Genomic DNA, 22,032 nt, shown 5'->3' with positions numbered 1-22,032 from the left:
AAGTGATCCGCGTCTCGCCGACGCAGTGGAGGCAGGCCTCGCGGGCGCCGTTAGGCGCCTTCGGGCGGTGACATGCCACTGATCAGCGTTGGCCGATGGCTTGAATCTCCAGGACACGGACCGGGGTGGTTGTCGCGGGCGGGGCTAGTTGCTCGGGGGTGGGCTCGGGATCGGGATGGCCGGTGCCGAACCAGGTGGTTTGCCAGTTGGTGGTGATGGTGACGGGGGTTGAGGCGCTGGCCTTGTGGAAGGTGAGGGAGCAGTCGGTGCTGGCTCCGGCCTTATAGGGAACGCCGGCACCTTTGCACTGGACGCCGTCGGAGTTCGGGGCGGAGATGTTCATACCGTCCATCGTCGCGTCCACCCGGGCGCGGACTTCGCCGGCCATGGTGTTGACCGCGGCCTCGACGTAGAGGTCGGTCGGGTAGTTGTCCAGCCAGAACCACGTGTCCAGGTTGACGATCGAGGCGGCGTCACCGGCGCGCTTCGGGTTCCAGTTCACGGTCGGGTTAGGGATGGTCATCGCGTCGAAGGCGACGTTGCGCAGGATCTGCACCGGGACCGGCGGGATCGGTGGTGTCTCGCCGGGGTGGACGTAGACGGCCTTGTGGTCGGCGAACCATTTGTCGGTGAAGTCGAAGAACTCGTCCAGGTCGCCGTCGAAGCTCGCCGACGAGCACATCCCGCCGTACCAGTGGCCCTCGGTGTCGTCCTTGTACTGCTCGTAGCCGGGGTTGGGCTTGAACGGGTTACCGTCCTTGTCCCGTCCCAGCGGTCCGCCACCCTTGATGTAGTCGTAGTACTCCTTGCCGGTCATGCTCTGGATGTAGGTGCAGGGCACTGGCACGGAGACGCTCGAACGGCCGGGCTGACCGGCGGAGCCGCCGACGACGCCCGTGCCGGTGACCGTGATGCTGATCATGTTGCCCGACGTACCTGGTGTGGCTCCGCCTTTGTCGGCGAAGGCCGGCAGAGCGGTGGCGACGCCCAGCGAGGCGGTCGCCACCAGACCGATCGCGGTCAACCGAAGAGTCAGCATTTTTCTCTCACGACGTTGTACTCCGTCAACTTCCACGAGCCGCTGATGTTCGCGACGATGGCAGTGATCTTGATCCGCGGGAACGCCTTGGTCCCCGGGCCGACGAAGCTGGTGCCATTGGCACGCACCAGCACCGACTTCGACTGGTCATAACAGGATGACAGCCCAGCCACCGTGGCATTCACCTTGACCACCTTGACGGTCTCGGCGATCACACCGCTGGTCTTGACGCCCTGCTTCTTCTGGTCGGCCAGCCAGCCGCGAGCGGTCGTCAGGGCCTGCCCGCTACTGACCTTCGCCACCAGCGGGTCCTCGACGTTGCTGGCCGCGGTCTTGTGGGTCGCTCGCTCATAGTCGTCGTACGCCGCCAGCGCAGCCTCGGCGTCCGCAGACGCGCCCGGGTGGTCCAGGGTCAGTGTGAGCGTCCCGTACTTCTGCGTACTCTTCGTCGGCTTCGCCGTCGGGGTGGGCTTGGCCGACGTCCCGCCGCTGGTCGGCGTGGAGGTGGGCTGAGGCGTGGACTCGCCGAGAGACGGCAGGTCGCTCGCCTTGTCCTTCCCGCCACAGGCCGCCAGCGACACGGCCAGGGCGACAGAAACCACCGTCACCGTCAACGGTCGAATCAAGGCAGCCTCCAGCGCGGTCCGATCACCTCTGCAGCTTCAAACTACCGCTTCAGAGGCTCAACCTGCATCAACAGGTGCCCACAGGAGAGCGAGGCGAACCGCCAGTACGGCGTCGCCCGGGGTACGGATCAGTATGCGACCGCAGTCGCTGTCCGGCTGGTCAGCAGGTGCCATCCCCGAAGGAATAGTCGGTGATCTTCCAGAGGCCCATGCCTCTGGACAGGGTCATTCGCACCGGGATCTTGGGCTGTTTCTTCACGGTGGGGTCTACGAAGGTGGTGCCGTCGCGGCGGATGGTGAGCAGTTGCCTCTGGTCGAAGCAGCCGTTCACTGCGGCGATGGCGGAGCCGCCTTGGGCCGTGGTCACGTTGACGGTGAGGGTCCCGCCGCCGTGTTGCTTGGCCTTCTTGTCGGCCGCCAGTACGCCGTTCCAGAAGGTGATCACCCGCGGGTCGGCGATTTCAGCCATCTCGGGCGGTTGCGGCTGACCGCTGAGCATGACGGCGGCGTACTGATGCATCTCCTGAAAGAGCCGGACAGGGGTCGCGAGCTTCGGATCCATCTTTGCCGGGCGATTGAGCACCAGCGTGAGATCGCCGTACTTCTCGGACGCGTGTGCCGGTATCGCCTTCGGCCCGCTCGGGGTCGTTGGTGTGGGTGTCGGCGTCGGGGAGGCCGACTTCGTCGGCTCGGGGGTGGGGACGTCGCTGGTTTTGGTGTCCTTGCCGCCGCAGGCGGCGAGCGAGCACAGCAACGCGGTCGAGAGCAGTACCGACCAGACGCGAGACCCCGTCATGAAACCTATCCCCTGAGCTTGTCGATGAACCGGCAGCATCACTCAATCACACTGTGTGGCTGAATGGGCCGGGATTGCACCTTCCTGCAAGGGGCCTACAGCAACTGAATCTCAGCCGATCCGGTCGATCACCAAAGGCCCGGCCTCGTACGAGGCTGACACCTCAACCGCATCCGTCAGCGACTCCAGCGCGCGGGCGAACCGCGCCGAGTCATCCGCGTGCAAGGTCAGCAACGGCTGACCCTCCGTCACCTTGTCCCCCGGCTTGGCGTGCAGCTCGACACCGGCAACCGCCGACACCGGGTCCTCCTTGCGAGCCCGTCCGGCGCCGAGGCGCCAAGCGGCAACGCCCACGGCCAGCGCGTCGAGCTTGGACAGTACGCCGGACGCCGGGGCCGGTACGACGTGTTGCTCCGGAGCGACCGGCAGCTCGGCAGACGGGTCGCCGCCCTGGGCCGAAATCATCGCCCGCCACGCGTCCATCGCCGTACCGTCGCGCAGCTTCTCGGCCGGGTCGACGTCGGTCACCCCGGCAGCCGCCAGCATCTCGACGGCGAGCGCGATCGTGAGCTCGACGACATCCGCGGGACCGCCGCCGGCCAGCACCTCGACCGATTCGCGGACCTCGAGCGCGTTGCCTGCCGTCAGACCGAGCGGCACCGACATGTCGGTGATCAAGGCAACGGTCTTCACGCCGGCGTCGGTGCCGAGGGCAACCATGGTCTCGGCGAGTTCGCGAGCATCCGCGAGATCCTTCATGAAGGCGCCGGAGCCGACCTTCACGTCGAGGACCAACGCTCCGGTGCCCTCGGCAATCTTCTTGCTCATGATCGAGCTGGCGATCAGCGGGATCGCCTCGACGGTACCGGTGACGTCGCGGAGGGCGTAGAGCTTCTTGTCGGCGGGAGCGAGGCCGTCACCGGCCGCGCAGATCACCGCGCCGACGTCCTCGAGCTGGCGCAGCATCTCGTCGTTCGACAAGGCCGCCCGCCAGCCGGGGATCGACTCGAGCTTGTCCAGGGTGCCGCCGGTGTGGCCGAGGCCGCGACCGGAAAGCTGCGGTACGGCGACGCCGCAGGCCGCGACCAAAGGTGCCAACGGCAACGTGATCTTGTCGCCCACGCCACCGGTCGAGTGCTTGTCAGCCGTCGGCCGGGACAGCTTCGCGAAGTCCATCCGCTCACCGGAGGCGATCATCGCGGCGGTCCAGCGGGCGATCTCGCGGCGGTTCATCCCGTTCAGCAGGATCGCCATCGCCAGCGAGGACATCTGCTCATCGGCGACCGCACCCCGCGTATAGGCGTCGATCACCCAGTCGATCTGACCGTCGCTCAGCTCGCCACGGTCGCGCTTGGTGCGGATGACATCGACGGCGTCGAAGCTCTCGGTCACTTGTTCTTCTCCAACTCCTCGGGCCCGAAGGCATCGGGCAAAAGCTCGCCCAGCGGCCGGATGCCGGTATGTGTCTCCAGCAACAGTTCCGGGCCGCCGTGCTCGTACAGAAGCTGACGGCACCGCCCGCAGGGCAGCAAAACCGCTCCTTGACCGTTCACACAGGAGAAGGCGACCAGCCGCCCACCGCCGGTGATCAGCAACTCGGAGACCAACCCGCACTCGGCGCACAGACTGAGCCCGTACGACGCATTCTCCACATTGCAGCCGACCACCACCCGGCCGTCGTCCACCAACGCGGCGGCGCCGACCGGGAAGCCGGAGTACGGCGCGTACGCCCGGCCCATCGCCTCTACAGCGGCAGACCGCAGCCCGTCCCAGTCGACGCTCGGCACAGCCTTATCCCGCCTGACCACGTCTGTATCTGGCACCGTCAGCCGCCGGCATCCGGAGCCGCTGCGCCGCCAGGCCCAAAACCAGGATCGTCGTCACGTACGGCGTCATCCGCGTGAAGTCAGCCGGTACGGCGTCGGTCGTGAAGAACCAGACTGCGAACCCGATCGCGATCACCAGCGAGGTGGTCGCGGCGATCCGCAGGCCCCGACGGAACTGCAGAACCGCAACGCCCAGCAGAATGACGGTGACGATGATCAGCAACGCGTGCACCGCCTCACCACCGGCGCGGAGCTGAAGAGCATCGGTGTAGCCGAACAGAACCGAACCGACCACCAGACCGACCGGACGCCAGTTCCCGAAGATCATGGCGGCCAGACCGATGTAGCCGCGGCCGCCCGTCTGCCCATTCTGGTAAAGCCCGGACGACACCAGCACAAGGAACGCGCCGGCGATTCCTGCGATACCACCCGACACGAGTACTGCCATGAACTTGTAGCGGTAGACGTTGATACCGAGCGTCTCGGCGGCCGTCGGACTCTCTCCGCAGGACCGCAGCCGGAGGCCAAAGGCCGTGCGCCACAGCAGCAAGGCGCTGCCGACCACGAGAAGAACGGCCAGCACCGTCAGAGTCGAAACCGAAGTGGTCACCGCCGCGATGACGGAGGCCGCATCGGAGATCAGCAGCCAGTGCTTGTCCTGCAGCGTCGTCATCGCGTCCGAGAGACCGGGGATCGTGATCGTCAGCGGTGCGTCCAAGGGCGGCGACTGCGTCGGGCCGGCCCCCTTCAGGTTCGAGAACCAGGTTTCGGCGAGGAAGGACGCGGCACCGATCGCGATGATGTTGATGGCCACGCCGGAGACGATGTGGTCGACGCCGAAGGTCACTGTTGCCAAGGCGTGCAACGCAGCACCGATCATGCCGAAGACCATCGCGCCGATGACACCGGCCCACGGTCCGTACCAGAAGCCGAAGTAACCGGCTCCGATCGTGCCGAGGATCATCATCCCCTCGAGGCCGATGTTGACCACGCCGGCCCGCTCGGACCACAGACCGGCGAGTGCCGCCAGAGCGATCGGTACGGCGGCGTTGACGGTCTCGCGCAGGGTTCCGGCCGAGTCCACCTCGTGGGCTCCGGTGAGGACGCGGACCAGCGACAGCAGGACGAAACCCGCGAGCACCCAGACCCAGAGGCCGATCCGTCGCCGTGGAGCCTGAGCACCGGACGGGGTTCCGGCGGACCGGAGCTCTTCGGGAGCCATCGTCATCGGGTCGCCTCCGAGGTCGCCACGGCCGGGGCCGGGGTATTGAGTTCAGCCGCCACCCGACGCTGCTCGAGCGCCGTTCGGTACCTGCGGACGACTTCGTACGCGATCACCACGGACAACACGATGACGCCCTGGGTGATCGACACGATGTCGTTCGACACGCCGGCCTTGATCTCGAGCAGGCTGCTCTGCTCGGTCAGGTAGGAGAAGAGCAACGCACCGAAGGCAATGCCGATCGGGTGGTTGCGGCCGAGCAGCGCGACGGCGATTCCGGCGAAACCGATACCGGTCTGGAAGGTCGAGCCGTAGTTGTGTGAGTTACCGAACAGCAGCGGCAGACCGATCAGACCGGCGATGGCGCCCGAGATCAGCATCGACACGACGACCATCCGGCGTACGTCGATGCCGCTGGCAACGGCCGCGCTGGCCGACGTACCGGTCGCGCGTAGTTGGAAACCGAACCGCGACCGGTTCAGCAGCACGGCGTACGCGACACCACCGATGACCGCCAGCAGCGCCAGGCCGAGCAGCTCGTTGGGGGCCGAGGGCAAGATTCGGATGCCGGACACCCAGCTGTCCTGCGGGATGTCCTTGGTGGACAGATTGTTGCCGGTAACCACACCGACCTTGCGCAGCAGGTACGCGGTCAGTGACAGGGCAATGGCGTTGAGCATGATCGTCGAGATCACTTCGCTGACTCCGCGAGTGACCTTCAGGAGGCCGGCGATCCCGGCCCAGGCGGCACCGACCACCATCGCGAGCACGATCGACACCACGACGTTGATCGGACCCGGCAGCCAGCCCTGCGCAGCGAACGCGGCAGCGGCGAAAACCGCCGTCCGGTACTGCCCCTCCACGCCGATGTTGAACAGATTCATCCGGAAACCGATCGCGGCCGCGAGACCGGACAGGTACAGGATCGAGGCATTGTTCAGGATGTTGACGATGTTGCGGTCGGCCGGCACCGTGAAGATCGTGGTGAGGAAGCCGGAGACCGGGTTTCCGGCCACCAGCAGGATCACGCAGGTGATCAAGAGGGCGGCAACGACGGCCAGCACCGGTGCAGCCAGCGCCAGCCCGATCCGGCGCAGGTTCAGCAGGTTACCCATCAGTCCTCGTTTCCAGCGCCGGTCATCGCGGACCCCAGCTGTTCCGGCGTCACCGTGTCGGGGTCGAACTCGCCGACCAGCCTGCCGCGCAGGATCACCTGGATCTGGTCCGACAGACCGATCAATTCATCGAGGTCGGCGGAGATCAGCAAGACGGCCAGCCCGTTCCGGCGGGCTGCGCGGAGGTGGTCCCAGATGGCGGCCTGGGCACCGACGTCGACGCCACGAGTCGGGTGCGACGCGATCAGCAGCACCGGATCGCCGCTCATCTCCCGGCCGACGATGAACTTCTGCTGATTTCCGCCTGACAGCGCCCTGGCGGTCGTGTCGACGGACGGCGTCCGGACGTCGTACTCCGCGACGATGCGCTCGCTGTCCTTACGCGCCCCTGTCTTGTTGATCCAGGGACCTCGCACGCTCGGCGGGCGGGTCTGATGACCCAGGATCCGGTTCTCCCACAGCGGAAAGTCGAGCAACAGCCCGTGCCGATGCCGGTCTTCCGGGATGTAGCCGATCCCCGCCTCACGGCGAGCGGCCGTACTCCAGCTGGTGATATCGACGTCGCCGAGCCGCACTCGCCCAGAGGTGGCCGGGCGCATTCCCATGATGAGCTCGACGAGTTCGGTCTGGCCGTTGCCCTCGACACCGGCGATCCCCAGGACCTCACCGCGGTGAATGCGCAGTGAGACGTCGTCCAGCAGGGCTCTCGATCCGGTGCCGCTCAGTGTCACGTGGTCGACGACGAGCTGGACGGTGTCGGTGACCGTCGACTCCTCGGTACTCGGTGACGGCAGCTCGGCCCCCACCATCAGCTCCGCCAACTGACGTGCTGTCACCTGATCGGGCTGCACCGCGGCGACCGTCGTACCTCGTCGCATCACCGTGATGTCGTCGGCGACGGACAAGACTTCGTCCAGCTTGTGCGAAATGAAGAGCAAGGTATATCCCTGCGCCTTGAGCTCGCGCAGATTGCCGAACAGGGCGTCGACCTCCTGCGGCACCAGGACCGCCGTCGGCTCATCGAGGATGATGATCTTCGCGCCCCGGTAGAGCACCTTCAGGATCTCGATCCGCTGCCGCTCGCCAACGCCGAGGTCCTCGACCAGGTCGTCAGGGGACAATCCGAACCCGTACGTGTCCGACAGTTCCTGGATCTTGGTCCGCGCCCGGTCACCGATACCGAACAGCTTCTCGGCGCCGAGAACGACGTTCTCCAGCACCGTCAGGTTGTCGGCCAGCATGAAGTGCTGGAAGACCATGCCCACGCCGTGCCCGATGGCGTCGGCCGGTGCGTGCAGGACCAACTGCTCACCGTTCAGCTCGATCGTGCCCTCGTCCGGCCGCTGCACGCCGTACAGGATCTTCATCAGGGTCGACTTGCCCGCGCCGTTCTCGCCGACCAGGGCGTGAACCGTTCCCTGCCGGACATCGAGATCGACGTCGCGATTGGCGACCACGCCGGGGAAGCTCTTTCCGATCCCCCGGAGCCGGACCGCCAACGTATCGGTCTTGGTGCTGATGTCACACACTCCCTGGTCACTGGCAACCCCGTTGTCGCCTGGAACGAGCCTCGGGCCCGGACGAGAACGCTACCGCGTCACCGGCCGAGCCCGAGGGAATCCGTCGTCAGAGCTTCGAGGGAGCCTTCAGCTCGCCCGAGATGAGCTTCGCCTTGTACTCGTCGAGCTTCGGCGCGACGTCCTTCAGGAAGTCGCCGCTGGTGGCGTAGCCGACACCGTCACGCTTGAGGTCGTAGTTGTCGTTGCCGGCCTTGGCGGTGCCGTCCTTGAAGGCCTTCACAAAGTCGAAGACCGCGACGTCGACGCGCTTCAGCGACGAGGTCAGGATGTGCTTCTGCTGCTCCGGGGTCGCAGTCAGGTACTGGTCGGAGTCCACACCGATCGCCCAGATACCGTCCGGCTTGGTGGCGACGACGTCGAAAAGACCACCGCCGGACTTGCCGGACGCGTGGAAGACGACGTCCGAACCAGCGTCGTACAAAGCGGTGGCCGCGGTCTTGCCACCCGCGGTGTTGTTGAACGCGTTTCCGTCCGGCTTGTCGGACAGGAACTTGACGTCGACCTTGATGGCCGGGTCGACTGCCGCCACGCCCGCCTTGTAGCCGGCCTCGAACGGATCGATGATCGGACCCGGCACACCGCCGATGAAGCCAACCTTCTTGGTCTTCGTCTTGAGTGCCGCAGCGGCGCCGACGAGGAAAGCGCCCTGCTCCGCCGCGAAGACCAGGTTGGTCACGTTCGGCGCCGGCAGGAAGCCGTCGACGACCGCGAACTTCACGTTCGGGTACTCCTTGGCGACCTTGACAGTCGGCGCGCTGTAGACGTTGCCGATGGCCAGAATCGGGTTGTAGCCCGCGTCAGCCAGGGTGCGAAGCCGCTCTTCCTGAGCGGACGCCGGCTCGTCAGGGGCCGCCTCGGCCTCTTCACAGGTGGCGTCCAGATCGCCGATGGCCTTCTTCACACCCGCGGCAGCCAGGTCGTTGAACGACAGGTCACCCCGGCCACCGATGTCGTACGCGAGGCCAATCTTCGGGCCCTTCCCCGACTTGTCAGCGCACAGCTCGTCACCGCCGCCGGCCGCGCCCGGGGTCTCCTTCTTCGCGCAGCCCGTGACGATGAGTGCCACCGTGACGGCTACAGCCGCCAGCTTGGTCGTGTGCCGCAAGATGCCTCCTCGATCGTTGATCGCCCCGTACAGGCGTTCGCAGCGACACGATAGACCGGGATTATTTCGCCAGCCACTGACGATGAGCAGGAAGGATGCTCGTTACTCAATCGTAGTTCCCATGTGACGCTCTGACAGAGAGTGATCGCGGCGGGTTAAACAGTGGGTGACACGGACCTGTCCGGGGCCTGACCAGTGCGTCGACTGGTCGGGCGCGGATGCGAGGATTGTGGGATGACGACTTCGCACAGCCTGCTGCTTGCCGACGTGAAGGCCCGCGTCGACGAGGTCCGGGAAGAGGCGATCGCGGTGCGCCGTGACCTGCACGCTCACCCCGAACTGGGCTGGCACGAGGTCCGTACGACGGATCTGCTGGTACGGCGCCTGACGGCGGCCGGACTGTCTCCCCAGGTGCTCCCGACGGGGACCGGTCTGATCTGCGACATCGGCTCTGGCGACACCTGTATCGCTCTCCGGGCGGATATCGACGCGCTGCCGGTTCCGGACGCTGTTGACGCACCGTGGCGATCGACTGTCGAGGGCGCTGCGCACGCGTGCGGCCACGACGTACACACTGCTGCGCTGCTCGGCGCCGGGCTGGTGCTGGCCAAGATGGCTCAGGAGGGCGTGCTCCGACACCGCGTGCGGCTGATCTTCCAGCCGGCCGAGGAGGTCATGCCAGGCGGTGCACTCGGTGTAATCGCCGCAGGCGGGCTGGACGGCGTACGACGGATCTACGGGCTCCATTGCGACCCGCGGCTCCAGGTGGGGCAGGTGGGCCTCCGTGTGGGCGCTCTGACCGCTGCTGCGGACCGCATCCTCGTCAGGCTCTCCGGCAAGGGCGGCCACACCTCTCGGCCGCATCTGACCAGTGATCTCGTCTATGCGCTGTCCACCGTCGTCACCGAGCTCCCGGCTGCGCTGTCCCGCCGGGTAGACCCGCGGGCGGGAATGTCGCTCGTGTGGGGCCGCATCACCGCCGGCTCCGCCGCCAACGCGATCCCGTCCCGTGGCGAGGCCGAAGGCACGCTGCGCTGCCTGGACGCCAATGCCTGGCGCACGGCTGCCGATCTGGTTCCCATCCTCGCCGACCAGATCGCAGCGCCGTACGGCGTGGAGGTCAGCACCGAGGTCACCCACGGCGTCCCGCCGGTGGTCAACGATGCGGGCGCGATCGACGTATTGCGTCAGGCGGTCGAGGAGACGCTTGGCGCTGGAGCGGTCGCACCCACCGACCAGAGCCTCGGGGGCGAGGACTTCGCCTGGTACCTCGAGCATGTGCCGGGCGCAATGGCCCGGCTTGGGGTTCGTCCGGTCGGCGTGGACGCCGCTGCGGACCTGCACACACCGGGCTTCAACCCGGACGAATCCGCCGTCGCCCTCGGCACCACGATCCTCACCGCCGCCGCACTCCTGGACTGAACGCAACCGGCCGGCCGCTCGAGTGGAGCAACCGGCCGGCTTCGATCGTCTGACTAGCGGTTCTGGACCTGAATCTCGGTCACCGGCACGTTGATGGTGGTCGAGCGGGCGAGCGTCGCGGTGCCTTCGTGCGCTCCGGCACTGTCCACGCCCTGCCAGTTGGCGGTCCAGTTGACAGTTGCGGTGACCGGCCAGCCGGCGTTCGCCTGGTTGAAGGTCACGATGCACGCGTTGTCGTCCGACTTGCCCTGACCGAAGCTGTACTTGGCCCGGGGGACAGAGCAACTGTTGGAACCGGCCACCGACGAGATGTCGACGTCACCGGTCGTGGCCTCCAGAGTCATGTTCACCGGGGTCCCGGGAACGGAGGCTGTCAGCCGGAGTACGCCGTCGTCGGCCAGCGACTCGTCCGGGTTCGTGACCCAGAACCAGTTCGGCAGGTTGACGACGGCCGCGCCACCCGCGTTCGCGGCCTTCGGGTTGCGGTCCAGCGTGGGTGCGACGATCTGCTTCTGCGCCTCGTCCCACAGCACGTCCGCGAGATTCTCGACGGCGATCAGCGGCTCGGGGACCTCTCCGGGCAGGAACGCACGAAAGGACATGCCGATCCTTTGGCCCATGAAGGTGCCGCCGAGAGTGGTGTAGCCCTCATCCAACGCGTTCAGGCCGTCTGCACATTCGACCCAGTACCACCGATAGGCCTTACCAGCCTTCGACTCTGCGTTCACCCGAATGATCTCGTCATTGGACGGACGCGAGAGGTTGCCCGCCCCGGCATGGCCCTGCAGTGGGTTCTCTGCGACGTACTTCGCAAACGCCTCCGGAGAACTGATGTCGGTGCTTTCGTAGTCGAAAGCTCTTGCCTGCTTCCACCAGCATCTGGCGGGGACCGAAATCGTCCGCGATCCTGTCTGGACGATCTTTCCCGAGTCGCTGGTGACGTTCACCATGACCGAGACCTTGAACCCCTTGCCGCCGTACGTCGGATCGTCGCCGATGTTCGCGCTGGCCAGTGGAGCCGTTATGGCGCCAAGAGCCAGCGCCAGAATGGTGATCGGGACCACTCGCTTCATGAAATCGCTCCCCTAGCAGACGGTCGACGCACTCATGATAGTGGGACGCGAGCCCGTGCGGTTCATGACGCAAGCAGGCTCACTTGCACTGCACCTGGGTGAACCTGACGGTCTTGACGACCCAGATGGTTCCGCCGGCCTTCTCGAACGTGCTGTCCACCGAGAAGTACGGAACGGGATTTTCCGCCGCTTTACCCTTGACGTCGACGTCGATCGTCGTGTTGTCCATGCACGACCGCATGGTCGCGGTCGTCCCTTTGACCTGGACGCCCGGAATGTTGACGTACAGCTCCCCGATCGTGTGCTGCTTGTTGGACCTGAGTTGCTCAACCGCGGCCTTGACCCCGCTGATCGCTTGTCCGGTCGCGACCTTGCTTATCGCACTCAAGTCCACCTCGACCTTGTTGTACGCCGCCAAGCGCAGTGCGAGGTACCGCAGGAACACGTCAGCCACGGCCTTCTGATCGGGCGTACTCGTCACGATCTTCCCGGCGTGCACACCCGTCGACGACGGCGGACCCACGGACGGTGAAACCGGGCCGGTCGTGATCGGCGTGTCCGCGACAGTCGGAGCCGTCGAAACCGGCACCGTGCCGCTGCTGCTGTCGCTGGTCGAGTCACCCCCGCCGGGTGTCAGAGTCGGCAGGCCACTCGGCTTTTCCTTCGCGCAGGCTGCGAGTGAGACCACCAACAACAAGGTTGCGGCGACAACAGTTGGGCGACGAGCCATCGGTACAACCTCCAGGTCAACATGAGTCGCCCCACGCTAGCGTGGGGCGAGACCAGGATCGCGGAGGCGTCCGCCGAGCGGGTGCTCTACTGAAGCACCGGCGGTCGCCGGGTTAGAGGTCAGCGGTTCTGGATCTGGATCTCAGTCACGGGGACGTTGGTGGTGGTGGAGTGGAAGACCTCGGGGAGTGGCTCTCCGCTGCCGTCGCTTCCGGTCCACCGGCCGGACCAGGAGATGGTGGCGGTGACCGGCCAGCCTGCGTTCGAGCGGTCGAAGGTGATCGTGCACCCTCCGGCGTCCGACTTGCCTGCGCTGAAGGCCTGCTTGGCCTGGTCGACGCTGCAGGAGTTGGAGCCGGCCGGCGAGGTGAAGTCGACCCCGCTGCTCGCGGCGTTCAGTCGCACGGTGGTGTTGCCCGCGGTCGCGACCAACTCGATCTTGCCGTCGTCGGCGAGCGAGGCGGCCGCGTTGGTCACCCAGAACATTGTCGGAACGTTGACCACCGTCGCGCCACCTTGGGCCCCGACCTTGGGGTTCCGGTCGATGGTCGGGTTGGTCAGCCCCTGCTCAGCAGCCGCCCAGAGCGCGTCGGCGAGATCCTTCGGAGCGACGTACGGCTCAGGCTCCTGACCCTGCAGGAAGGCGGCATAGCTAACGCCGATCTCCGTACCCATGTAGGTGCCGCCGGACTTGGTGTAGCCCTCCTTGACGCCGCTGGCACCGGGCTTGCACTGAAGCTGGTACCAGCGGTAGTTCGCGCCACCGGCGGACGCCTCGGTGACACGCTTGACCTCGTTGGCGTCCGGCATCGACAGCCGGCCCGCCGCGGCGTGACCGGTCAGATACGGGATCGACTCGTCGTAGAACTTCTGGAAGCCGGCCGGCGTGGTCGCGTCGTTACCGCCGATGTCCGGGTTGTAGAGCCGCCACCAGCAGGTCGGCGCGACCGACAGCGACGAGCCACCGCTCTTGCCGACCTTGCCCGCGTCGGCGCCCGACACCGTGACGTGGACCGAGACCTTGTAGCCACCGCCGTCGGACTGCTCGAGCCCGCCCTCGGCGTGGGCTGGGACGACGAAGGCGGCGGTAGAGGCAAGCCCCAGTACCGCGCTGGTCGCGATCGTGCGCATCATCGGTCTACTCCCTGATCGACTCCGGCGTCCCTACCTTATCGAGACCTCAGGTCAGACGTTCTATGACGGGATCCGGTTTCACCGGCAGGGCACGTTGCCCTTGAAAGTGATCGCGCTCACAAGCCAGACCTTGCCGCCGGCCAGCTGGACGGTGCTCTTGATGTTGTAGAAGGGCTTCGGCGCGCTCGTCGGTTTGCCCTTGGCATCCACGTCGACGGTGGTGTTGTCCATACAAGAAGTCACCGTTGCCGTGCTACCGGAGATGGCGATCTTGGAGATGTCTATCCAGACCTCGCCGACCGAGTGCTGCTTGCGGTTCTTCAGCCCGGCGACGTCGCCCTTCACCTGGGTCAGCGCAGCCCCGGTCGAGGACTTGGCCAGCGCGTCCAGGTCCACCGCGACCTTGTTGTACGCCGTCAGCCGGACTGTGATGTACCGGACGAACACCTCGGCCACAGCGGCCTCAGCCGGGGTCTTGGTGCTGATCTTCCGCTTGTGGACCGCGATCGAGTCAGGCAGCGTGTTCGCGGACGAACTCGGAGTCGACGGCGCGCTCGGCGTACCGGTCGTCGAGGTCGGAGCGCTGGAGCTCTCGTTGTCACCTGGAGTGAGGGTGGGCAGGCCGCTGGGCTTGTCCTTTCCTCCGCAGGCTGCGAGGGAAACGAGCAGCATCAGGGCGACTGCGGCAGCAGGCAGGCGACGAGCCATCAGGCCATCCTCCAGATCGACACGGGACGATTCACGCTATCGCTTGAGCAGGCCGTGGTCCGGCTGGACACCACGTCGGGCGATCTCGTCAGCTATGGCAGGTTGCGGACAGCACGATTTGTGGTTGGGTGATTACTGGATGCTGTCGGCATGACTGGATACCTGATGCGTACCTGTCGCGTAGCCATGGCCGCAGCTCTGTTCGCTGTTGGTCTGACTTCCTCCGCCTCCGCATCCCCCGCCCCAGGTGAGCTGGGCTCAGCAGCCAACCAGCCCCAGCCGGGCTACGTGCGCGTCGAGATCACCGACGCGGCGAGCCGTCCGCCCGCGATGAAGGTGATGGGTGAGTGCACCGCGCCGGGACTCTGCGGCGTGATCTACAACCCCAACTACGACGGCATTCCGTTCGGCATCATCCACAGCTGGGGCGAGGAGTACTCCGCGATCCTCCAGAAGGGCCAGCGCTCCAAGATCTACTGGGCCGACACCGACGGCTTCTACGTCGGCGCCGGCGCCTGCGGCCGCTGGGGCGTCTGGACCCCCACCGAGACCGGCGGCTACTGGCGCGACTACTTCTACAACGGCCCCCAGAAGGTCAAGGTCTTCGACTACATCTACGACCACCACGTAACCGCTTGGAACCGCCCGTGCTGACAGCGGACGCCCGCCACTGAGCAACCTGCGGTCAGGCGTCGGCGCCCCGCCTGACCGCAGGCGGTCCGCGCGTCCGCTCCGCCGTAGGCCCCCGTGCACGATCTAAGATCAAGAGGTGGCGGATGATCCGGTGGTTCTGCGGGCACAGGCGGTCAAGTTGCGGAAGGCGGCCAAAGATTTACGGGCCAAGGCCGGCGCGCTGGACGACGACCTGGTCAAGCTGCAGACGCAGTACCCGCTGCCCAGCGACACCTTGTGGGCAGGCCCACATGCGAAGACGTTCGCCGACGCGCTGACCTCGGCCAAGACCACGGTCGGCTCGGCGAAAACCTCGATCGAGAGCTACGCCGCCGCCTGCGAAGCCGAAGCCACCAAACGAGACACCCGCGCCAAAGCCGCCGAAGCCGCCGAAGCCGCCGCGAAGAGGTAGCCTGCTTCGCTCCCGAAGCTCAGGCGGTCAATGACTGCTCGACCAGGGCCACCAGTTTTCGCCAGAGCAGCATCGACGGATACGACATGAACCGGGCCTTCGTCCCCTCGCCCCGGGCGAGGGCGAAGTGGCCGGCTCGGCCTGCGCTGATCATCACCAATCCCGAATTGAGATTGGAGCCGGCGAGGGTCCAGAGGAACCAGGGCTGGGACCAGACGTACTTGAGATGAGCGTCGGCGTCGGCGGGCGGCGGTATGGCATCGTCATCCGCGCGCTGGATCAGTAGGTCTTGCTCGATCTGCTCGGGGTTCGTCGCGAGGCTCCAGGCGGGGGCGATGCCGACCCAGGAGGCGATGGCTATAGGGACGTAGCCTGCCGGAACGAAGTCGAGGCGAACGAAAGCCGAGGCGGTCAGGATGTCTTCGCCGTGCGGCACCTCGGGCAGCGACGCAGGGGACGCGGAGGCGAGCAGAACCGCTTGACCGTTGGCGATGTAGGCCTCGAAGGTCAGCGTCGCGCGGCCACGGGACGACTCGATCCGGATCTGGGCAGCCGGCTTGGTCAGAATCGTCTTGACCAACTGCCCTTGCTCCGTCAGCTTGCCCTTGTCGGTCGCCAGGCCGGCCTCGAGGAGTTCCTTCAGACCGATGGTGACCTTCCGGGACCGTTCCACCAGGATGTTCAGCGCCTGACGAGGCAGGACGGGACCGAGGGACTCGTAAGGCTGACTGGCGGAGATCCGGGAGAGATCCTCGACTTCTTCGCCAATGCCCTGCATGTAGGGGTCGAGCCTTGGCAACGTCATGCGGAGACCTCCGCCCCCGGTAGACGCAGGACATCGACCGAGTACTCGAAAGCTTGCTGCACTGTGGTCAGATCGGAGATCAGACAACTCGCGGTGATGACCATGTACAGCCCCTGATGAAGCAGCAGCCACTGAGTCACTGCGATCGCGTTCGCATCGCTGCGGTAGGCGAACGTCAGACGACGCCCGACCACTCCGTCCGGTGCCAGATGCAGGTCGTAGGCCAGGACGTGGGGATCGTCGGAGGTCAGCTTCGCGGCGACGATCGCGTCGGTACCGAGCTTCCTGATGTCGACCTCCGAGCCGATCTCGGCAATCAGGACGGTGATATTGGGGCGGTACGGGTACCCGTCGGGGACCGGAATAGCGATCGCCAGCGACAGCCCGTCGTACTGGAGTTGTTCCCAGCCGTTCGGCAGACCGAGGGCAAAACCCGTCTCGGGATCGGTGACCCACTCGCTCACGAACGTCCTCCCCGGCCGAACTTCGGCCACTGGCTGACTTCGAGGACGCTTCTGCCACCGTCCACCCAGTTCTTGTACCAACCCGGCAGCAGCACTCGGGGCAACCAGAAGAAGCTCAGCAGCATGATGACGAAACACACCAGACCGAGAAGGATCAGCAACGTACCCGGAATCGCAAAACCTGAATCCATCAACGGGTTCCCGACGGCCGCGAAGAGTGCTGAGAGGCCTAGCCAGGCGACGCCGAAGGACAGGTACGGCTTGGGCCACATCGTGACAATGATTGGCTTGCCATACCCCGCGTAGGCACTGAGTCCGGCCAGAAACAGCAGCAACCCGGATACCGCGACGGGCCACATCAATGCCACCTCATGCTCGTTGGATGAATTAGCCGAACAAGGAGTTCCAGATCTTCTTCGCTCCCTGTTTGAGTACGGTACCGGCCGCCTTGCCGACTTTCGAGCCGACGAAAGCCCCAACCGCTCCGCCAACGATGCCTCCTATCACTGTGCCCACGCCGGGGAAGATGGCGGTTCCGATCGACGCGCCCCAGGTCGCCCCGAGCATACCGAGACCGACCGCGCCAGTGCCTTCGGTCGCCAGGCTGTATCCGGTACTGGCTACACGCTGACCTGTGCTCCACTCCGGGTGATATTTCTGATCGTGTTCCCATTGGCTCGCGCCTACGTCGTACAAAGTCAGTGCGGTACCGACGACGAACAGTCCCTTGCTGCTGTACCGCGCCCACGTCGGTGGACGGCCGAAATTCTCGGGTGACAAGCTGCGGCCGGGCTGTTGGAAACCAGGCCCCATACTCTCATTGGCGATTCTGGAGATGTTCGGGTCAGCGCTTCCACCCTGCGGAACGTGAAAGCCGGACGGTAAGCGGACGTACGGGTCACCGAGGATGACGTCATCGACGGTGTCCAGCCACACCGGCGGCGTGCCGGGCTTGGGGACTATGATTTCCCACTTGCGATAGCGGTCCAGCAAGGCGCCGGCGGTGCCGAGGACGAAGGCGCCGAACTCGTCCGAGCGGGCCGTCTTGTCGATGTTCTCGCCGACTGTCTTGCTGCCGTCCCAGCCGAGTTTGCTGAAGTCGGGGAGCCAGTAGCCGAGGGTGGCCAGGTCCTTCAGGGGTTTGGAGTCGTCGACGAACTTGATGGCGATGTCCTTGGCCCAGCCCGAGATACGGGCGAGCTCCTCCACCGCGGGGGTGACCTTGCCGGTCACGTTCGGCGGGTCGGGCACCAGGTCGCTGACGGTACCGATGACGCCCTGGACCGCCTTGGCCTCCAGGTTCAGGTTGCCCGAGGAGGCCAGAGTGGCGGCGGACAGCGCCAGTACGCCGTCGGCGTCAATTCCGGAGAACCCCACGCTCAGAACCCTAGGCCAAGAACGGTCTAATGCACACGCGGTGGGATACGAGTAGGATTTGGGTATGACTGACAAGGAGAAGTTGTCGGTGACCGTCGACCACGACGTGGTCGAGGCTGCTCGGGCCGCCGTCTCCGCAGGACGGTCCGGCAGCGTCAGTGCATGGGTCAACAATGCCCTCCACCGTCAGCTCGCGCATGAGCGCCGGCTCCAGGCGCTTGACCGATTCATCGCGGAGTACGAGGCCGAGAACGGCGTGATCACGGACGAGGACATCGCCGAAGCGGAGCGCTCCGTCCGGGCGGGCGCGATCGTCGTCCGAGGCAAGCGTTCCCATGGGGCGGCATGAGCCTCATTCTCGACGCCGGCGCCTTTGTGGCCGCCGAACGCGGCAACAAGCAGGTTCTCGCCCTCGTCAAAGCCGAACTGCTCGCCGGTCGCACGCCGGTCACGCACGGCGGCGTCATCGGGCAGGTCTGGCGCGGCGGATCCGGACGCCAGGTTCCACTCGCCCGTCTCCTCGAGGCAGTTCAGGTAGAACCGTTGGACGAAGAACTCGGCCGGCGCGCGGGAGCCTTGCTGCGACTGACCGGCGGTCGCGACGTGATCGACGCCGCTGTCGTCCTGCTGGCTCGTGACGGCGATCTGATTTTCACCTCCGACCCCGACGATCTCGCGGCGTTGGCGGCGGAGGCGGACCTCCACGTCGAGCTGTCCGTAGTCTGACCGGGGTCAAGGGACTGTCGCCGCGAAGCGGTGTCCTTTGCGGGTGTCGTCAGAAGGTGTCGGCGGGGACGTAGACGCCCCAGACTTCGCGGAGGGTGTTGCAGACCTCGCCTACGGTGGCTCGGGCTTTGAGGGCTCGTTTCATGGGGTAGAGGCAGTTGTCGGTGCCTTCGGCGGCTTTTTTGAGGTCGGCGAGGGCTTCGTCGACCTCGGTCTGGTCGCGTTCGGCGCGGAGGGTGGCCAGGCGGGCTACTTGCTGGGCCTCGATGGCGGGGTCGACGCGGAGGGGTTCGTACGGTTCCTCGTCGGTGATCTTGAACTTGTTCATGCCGACGACCACGCGCTCGACGGCGTCGATCTCGAGAGAGATCCGGTACGCCGACTGCTCGATCTCCTGTTTCTGGAAACCCTTCTCGATCGCTGCCACCGCGCCGCCGTACTCCTCGACCTGGTTCATCAGCTCGACGGCTTCAGCCTCGACCTTGTCGGTGAGGGCCTCGACGACGTAGGAGCCGGCGAACGGGTCGACGGTCGCTGTGATGTCGGTTTCGTAGGCGAGGACCTGCTGGGTGCGGAGCGCCAGGCGGGCCGCCTTCTCGGTCGGCAGCGCGATCGCTTCGTCATAGGAGTTGGTGTGCAGCGACTGCGTTCCACCCAGTACGGCGGCCAGCCCCTGCACGGCTACCCGGACCAGGTTCACTTCCGGCTGCTGTGCGGTCAGCTGCACGCCGGCCGTCTGGGTGTGGAACCGGAGCATCTGCGACTTCGGGTTCAACGCGGCGAACTCGTCGCGCATCACCCGCGCCCAGATCCGGCGCGCGGCGCGGAACTTCGCGACCTCTTCGAGCAGCGTGGTCCGCGCCACGAAGAAGAACGACAGCCGCGGGGCGAACGTGTCCACGTCGAGCCCGGCGGCGACCGCCGTACGGACGTATTCGATGCCGTCCGCCAGCGTGAACGCGATCTCCTGCGCGGGCGTCGCCCCGGCCTCGGCCATGTGGTAGCCGGAGATCGAGATCGTGTTCCAGCGCGGCAGCTCGGTCTGGCAGTAGGCGAAGATGTCGCTGATCAGCCGCAGCGACTCCTTCGGCGGGTAGATGTAGGTCCCGCGGGCGATGTATTCCTTCAGTACGTCGTTCTGGATCGTGCCGGTGAGCTGTTCACCGGCGACGCCCTGCTCCTCGGCGACGAGTTGGTACAGCAGCAACAGCACCGAGCCCGGCGCGTTGATCGTCATCGAGGTGGAGACCTGGTCCAGCGGAATCCGGTCGAACAGCACCCGCATGTCGTCGATCGAGTCGATCGCCACCCCGACCTTGCCGACCTCGCCGGACGCGATCGTGGCGTCGGAGTCGTAGCCCATCTGGGTCGGCAGGTCGAACGCGACCGACAGGCCCATGGTGCCGGCGTCGATCAGCTGGTGGTACCGCTGGTTCGACTCCGCGGCCGTCCCGAAGCCGGCGTACTGGCGCATCGTCCACGGCCGCTGGGTGTACATCGTCGGGTACACACCCCGGGTGAACGGGAACTTCCCCGGCTCCCCCAGCTTCGCCGCCGGGTCGAACCCGTCCAGCGTGCCCGCGTCGTACACCGGCGCGAACTCGAACCCGGACTCACTGCGATGACTCATCTCCCCACCGTAGGCGCAACCACCCCGTCACTGGTATGCACAAACCAGGTGAGATCCAGCACCCCTGGAGCGGAGGGAGTAGGATTCCTACCAGTTGGATTCCTACTCAGGAGGTGTTGATGAAGCTCAGAGCCAAAGGCCAGGTGACCATTCCCACCGACGTCCGCGAGCACCTCGGCCTCCATGAAGGGGATGAGGTCGAGTTCGTCATCCGCGGCAACGTGGTTCAGCTGATCCGGGCCCCGCAACGCCGTTCCCACGGGCGGCAGGTCGCGAGCCGGCTGCGCGGTCGCGGCTCCAGCGGGATGAGCACCGACGAGATCATGGGCCTGCTGCGTGGCGAAGACTGAGCTCAGCGTCGTCCCTCGGCCGACCACGCTCGTCGATGCCAACGTGCTCCTCGACCTGACCACGAACGACCCGCAGTGGGCCGACTGGTCGGAGGACGCCCTCGCCCAGGCGGCCGACGACGGGCCCTTGGTCATCAACGCGATCGTGTACGCCGAAGTGTCGGTGGACTTCGCGTCGATCGAGGAGCTGGACGAGACCCTCGACGAGAGCGGTATCCGCCGAGAACCGCTCCCGTTCGAGGCCGGTTTCCTGGCGGGCAAGGCGTATGTCGCCTACCGCCGGCGCGGCGGCTCCCGCGGGTCCCCACTCGCCGACTTCTACATCGGCGCTCACGCCGCGGTGGCCGGCTACCGGCTCCTGACCCGCGACACCGCCCGTTACAGCACCTACTTCCCCTCAGTCCAACTGCTCACGCCAGCCGACTGACCACGGTTAGATCAAAGCACCAGAAAGCCGAGCTTGCCGGCTACTCCCGCCTGCGCTGAGTCGCGGCTCGCGAATCCGCAGGTCTCCGGGGACGACAGCGGCAGTGCGGCCAACTCGGCTACCGCCAGGTGCAATGCGTCCAAAGACCTGATCGCATGCTCGCGAACGATCTCGATCGCCCGCGCCTCGACCGCCACGGCGTCCGGGCGGAGCAGGGTCACGGGACCCTCAACCGCCGTGTCGGCCTCGAAAGCCGCCAGCAAGTCGTCGACATTCGCACGACCGCCACGCGCGGCACGCGTCAGAGCGCTGGTGACCTCGACCAGCGTCCAGGTGGACGTCACCAGCGCGTCCTCGCCGACCAGCAGGTCATTGGCCGCCGTGTGCCCGTCTTCGTCCGGCAGGTAAGCGCGCACCAGCACGGACGAGTCGACATAGATGATCATTCAGCGGCCATCTTCCAGAATTTCGTCGACAACCTGTCCCAATCCTCGGGCTGAATCGAGAGCTGCTCGCCGTTCCGCCGGAGACAGCGTCCGACGTGGCGCATGCGGTTCGGCCAGCACCCCCATCTGATGAGCCTTGGCTCGCAGACGTCGCCGTACCGACGCGGAGTCTTCCTCGATCAGGTGATCGAGGAGCTCGGTCGCCAGCGTGTTGACCGACCGGCCCTGTTCCTGGGCACGAGCCGTCAGCCTGGCATGCAGGTCATCGGGTACACGCAGCAGCAGTTGTCTCATGAGTCGATGATAGCAATTCATTCCATATGGTGCTATCACCTCATCCGCAGGGTC

27 protein-coding genes are annotated in these 22,032 nt (G+C 66.0%); 7 read left to right on the top strand and 20 right to left on the bottom strand.

Annotated features, from left to right (window positions below; translation table 11 throughout):
- Positions 1–82: 82 nt before the first annotated feature.
- The 9 genes from OG474_RS24600 to OG474_RS24560 form a co-directional block, all read right to left on the bottom strand.
- Positions 83–1,039, bottom strand: coding sequence for a hypothetical protein (locus OG474_RS24600; RefSeq protein WP_405055910.1), 957 nt, complete (start codon positions 1,037–1,039; stop codon positions 83–85).
- Positions 1,033–1,665: a hypothetical protein gene (locus tag OG474_RS24595; protein ID WP_405055909.1), complete on the bottom strand. Its 633-nt coding sequence runs from the start codon at positions 1,663–1,665 to the stop codon at positions 1,033–1,035. Before OG474_RS24595 ends, OG474_RS24600 begins: the two co-directional genes overlap by 7 nt.
- A gap of 160 nt (positions 1,666–1,825) precedes the next feature.
- Complete coding sequence (locus OG474_RS24590) at positions 1,826–2,461, bottom strand: hypothetical protein (RefSeq protein WP_405055908.1); 636 nt, start codon at positions 2,459–2,461, stop codon at positions 1,826–1,828.
- A 111-nt stretch (positions 2,462–2,572) separates the two neighbouring features.
- The gene (locus tag OG474_RS24585; RefSeq protein WP_405055907.1) at positions 2,573–3,853 is read right to left on the bottom strand and encodes a thymidine phosphorylase; all 1,281 of its coding nucleotides are present in this window, start codon (positions 3,851–3,853) and stop codon (positions 2,573–2,575) included.
- Entirely contained in the window at positions 3,850–4,248 is a 399-nt protein-coding gene (locus OG474_RS24580) for a cytidine deaminase (RefSeq protein WP_405055906.1), read from the bottom strand. The genes OG474_RS24585 and OG474_RS24580 overlap by 4 nt, the downstream gene beginning before the upstream one ends.
- Before the next feature lie 4 nt (positions 4,249–4,252).
- Complete coding sequence (locus OG474_RS24575; protein ID WP_405055905.1) at positions 4,253–5,515, bottom strand: ABC transporter permease; 1,263 nt, start codon at positions 5,513–5,515, stop codon at positions 4,253–4,255.
- Positions 5,512–6,624, bottom strand: coding sequence for an ABC transporter permease (locus OG474_RS24570; protein ID WP_405055904.1), 1,113 nt, complete (start codon positions 6,622–6,624; stop codon positions 5,512–5,514). The genes OG474_RS24575 and OG474_RS24570 overlap by 4 nt, the downstream gene beginning before the upstream one ends.
- Positions 6,624–8,153 carry an ABC transporter ATP-binding protein gene (locus OG474_RS24565; protein ID WP_405055903.1) on the bottom strand — a complete coding sequence of 510 codons (1,530 nt, stop codon included), beginning with the start codon at positions 8,151–8,153 and terminating at the stop codon, positions 6,624–6,626. The genes OG474_RS24570 and OG474_RS24565 overlap by 1 nt, the downstream gene beginning before the upstream one ends.
- 97 nt (positions 8,154–8,250) lie before the next feature.
- Positions 8,251–9,309 carry a BMP family protein gene (locus OG474_RS24560; RefSeq protein ID WP_405055902.1) on the bottom strand — a complete coding sequence of 353 codons (1,059 nt, stop codon included), beginning with the start codon at positions 9,307–9,309 and terminating at the stop codon, positions 8,251–8,253.
- A 234-nt stretch (positions 9,310–9,543) separates the two neighbouring features.
- Between OG474_RS24560 and OG474_RS24555 the strand changes: the two genes are divergently transcribed.
- Complete coding sequence (locus OG474_RS24555) at positions 9,544–10,731, top strand: amidohydrolase (RefSeq protein ID WP_405055901.1); 1,188 nt, start codon at positions 9,544–9,546, stop codon at positions 10,729–10,731.
- 53 nt (positions 10,732–10,784) lie between these two features.
- Here OG474_RS24555 and OG474_RS24550 read toward each other — a convergent pair whose 3' ends face one another.
- The 4 genes from OG474_RS24550 to OG474_RS24535 all read right to left on the bottom strand — a co-directional run bounded on the left by OG474_RS24550 (position 10,785) and on the right by OG474_RS24535 (position 14,375).
- Positions 10,785–11,804: a hypothetical protein gene (locus tag OG474_RS24550; RefSeq protein WP_405055900.1), complete on the bottom strand. Its 1,020-nt coding sequence runs from the start codon at positions 11,802–11,804 to the stop codon at positions 10,785–10,787.
- 79 nt (positions 11,805–11,883) lie between these two features.
- Positions 11,884–12,534, bottom strand: a complete 651-nt coding sequence (locus tag OG474_RS24545; RefSeq protein ID WP_405055899.1) for a hypothetical protein — start codon at positions 12,532–12,534, stop codon at positions 11,884–11,886.
- A 119-nt stretch (positions 12,535–12,653) separates the two neighbouring features.
- Positions 12,654–13,667, bottom strand: a complete 1,014-nt coding sequence (locus OG474_RS24540; protein WP_405055898.1) for a hypothetical protein — start codon at positions 13,665–13,667, stop codon at positions 12,654–12,656.
- A 78-nt stretch (positions 13,668–13,745) separates the two neighbouring features.
- Complete coding sequence (locus OG474_RS24535) at positions 13,746–14,375, bottom strand: hypothetical protein (RefSeq protein WP_405055897.1); 630 nt, start codon at positions 14,373–14,375, stop codon at positions 13,746–13,748.
- Between the two features lie 150 nt (positions 14,376–14,525).
- Here OG474_RS24535 and OG474_RS24530 point away from each other — a divergent pair, with 150 nt between their 5' ends.
- Both OG474_RS24530 and OG474_RS24525 read left to right on the top strand, forming a co-directional pair.
- Positions 14,526–15,029, top strand: a complete 504-nt coding sequence (locus OG474_RS24530; RefSeq protein ID WP_405055896.1) for a hypothetical protein — start codon at positions 14,526–14,528, stop codon at positions 15,027–15,029.
- 115 nt (positions 15,030–15,144) lie between these two features.
- A complete protein-coding gene (locus tag OG474_RS24525) occupies positions 15,145–15,459 on the top strand; it encodes a hypothetical protein (protein ID WP_405055895.1) in 315 nt (104 codons plus the stop codon).
- A gap of 19 nt (positions 15,460–15,478) precedes the next feature.
- Here OG474_RS24525 and OG474_RS24520 read toward each other — a convergent pair whose 3' ends face one another.
- The 4 genes from OG474_RS24520 to OG474_RS24505 are packed head-to-tail and all read right to left on the bottom strand — an operon-like array spanning position 15,479 to position 18,105.
- The gene (locus OG474_RS24520; protein ID WP_405055894.1) at positions 15,479–16,264 is read right to left on the bottom strand and encodes a hypothetical protein; all 786 of its coding nucleotides are present in this window, start codon (positions 16,262–16,264) and stop codon (positions 15,479–15,481) included.
- Positions 16,261–16,728 (bottom strand): hypothetical protein, encoded by a 468-nt coding sequence (locus tag OG474_RS24515; RefSeq protein ID WP_405055893.1) that lies wholly within the window; start codon positions 16,726–16,728, stop codon positions 16,261–16,263. The genes OG474_RS24520 and OG474_RS24515 overlap by 4 nt, the downstream gene beginning before the upstream one ends.
- A complete protein-coding gene (locus OG474_RS24510; protein WP_405055892.1) occupies positions 16,725–17,087 on the bottom strand; it encodes a hypothetical protein in 363 nt (120 codons plus the stop codon). Before OG474_RS24510 ends, OG474_RS24515 begins: the two co-directional genes overlap by 4 nt.
- A 28-nt stretch (positions 17,088–17,115) precedes the next feature.
- Positions 17,116–18,105: a hypothetical protein gene (locus OG474_RS24505; protein ID WP_405055891.1), complete on the bottom strand. Its 990-nt coding sequence runs from the start codon at positions 18,103–18,105 to the stop codon at positions 17,116–17,118.
- Positions 18,106–18,169: 64 nt separating this feature from the next.
- Between OG474_RS24505 and OG474_RS24500 the strand changes: the two genes are divergently transcribed.
- A complete protein-coding gene (locus OG474_RS24500) occupies positions 18,170–18,454 on the top strand; it encodes a hypothetical protein (RefSeq protein ID WP_405055890.1) in 285 nt (94 codons plus the stop codon).
- On the top strand, positions 18,451–18,831 hold the full coding sequence (locus OG474_RS24495) for a PIN domain-containing protein (protein ID WP_405055889.1): 381 nt from the start codon (positions 18,451–18,453) through the stop codon (positions 18,829–18,831). Before OG474_RS24500 ends, OG474_RS24495 begins: the two co-directional genes overlap by 4 nt.
- 49 nt (positions 18,832–18,880) lie before the next feature.
- Here OG474_RS24495 and OG474_RS24490 read toward each other — a convergent pair whose 3' ends face one another.
- A complete protein-coding gene (locus tag OG474_RS24490) occupies positions 18,881–20,461 on the bottom strand; it encodes a methylmalonyl-CoA mutase (RefSeq protein ID WP_405055888.1) in 1,581 nt (526 codons plus the stop codon).
- Positions 20,462–20,580: 119 nt separating this feature from the next.
- Here OG474_RS24490 and OG474_RS24485 point away from each other — a divergent pair, with 119 nt between their 5' ends.
- Positions 20,581–20,811 (top strand): AbrB/MazE/SpoVT family DNA-binding domain-containing protein, encoded by a 231-nt coding sequence (locus OG474_RS24485; RefSeq protein ID WP_405055887.1) that lies wholly within the window; start codon positions 20,581–20,583, stop codon positions 20,809–20,811.
- Positions 20,798–21,238, top strand: coding sequence for a type II toxin-antitoxin system VapC family toxin (locus tag OG474_RS24480; protein WP_405055886.1), 441 nt, complete (start codon positions 20,798–20,800; stop codon positions 21,236–21,238). The genes OG474_RS24485 and OG474_RS24480 overlap by 14 nt, the downstream gene beginning before the upstream one ends.
- Positions 21,239–21,249: 11 nt before the next feature.
- On the opposite strand, the gene OG474_RS24475 is transcribed toward OG474_RS24480, so the two are convergent.
- Both OG474_RS24475 and OG474_RS24470 read right to left on the bottom strand, forming a co-directional pair.
- Positions 21,250–21,684 (bottom strand): type II toxin-antitoxin system VapC family toxin, encoded by a 435-nt coding sequence (locus OG474_RS24475; RefSeq protein ID WP_405055885.1) that lies wholly within the window; start codon positions 21,682–21,684, stop codon positions 21,250–21,252.
- A complete protein-coding gene (locus OG474_RS24470; RefSeq protein ID WP_405055884.1) occupies positions 21,685–21,978 on the bottom strand; it encodes a toxin-antitoxin system HicB family antitoxin in 294 nt (97 codons plus the stop codon).
- Between the last annotated feature and the right edge of the window lie 54 nt (positions 21,979–22,032).

The organism is Kribbella sp. NBC_01505 (assembly GCF_045040285.1).
GTDB lineage: Bacteria > Actinomycetota > Actinomycetes > Propionibacteriales > Kribbellaceae > Kribbella.
The sequence above is the reverse complement of the archived record's forward strand: the minus strand, read 5'-3'. Positions and strand labels throughout refer to the sequence as shown.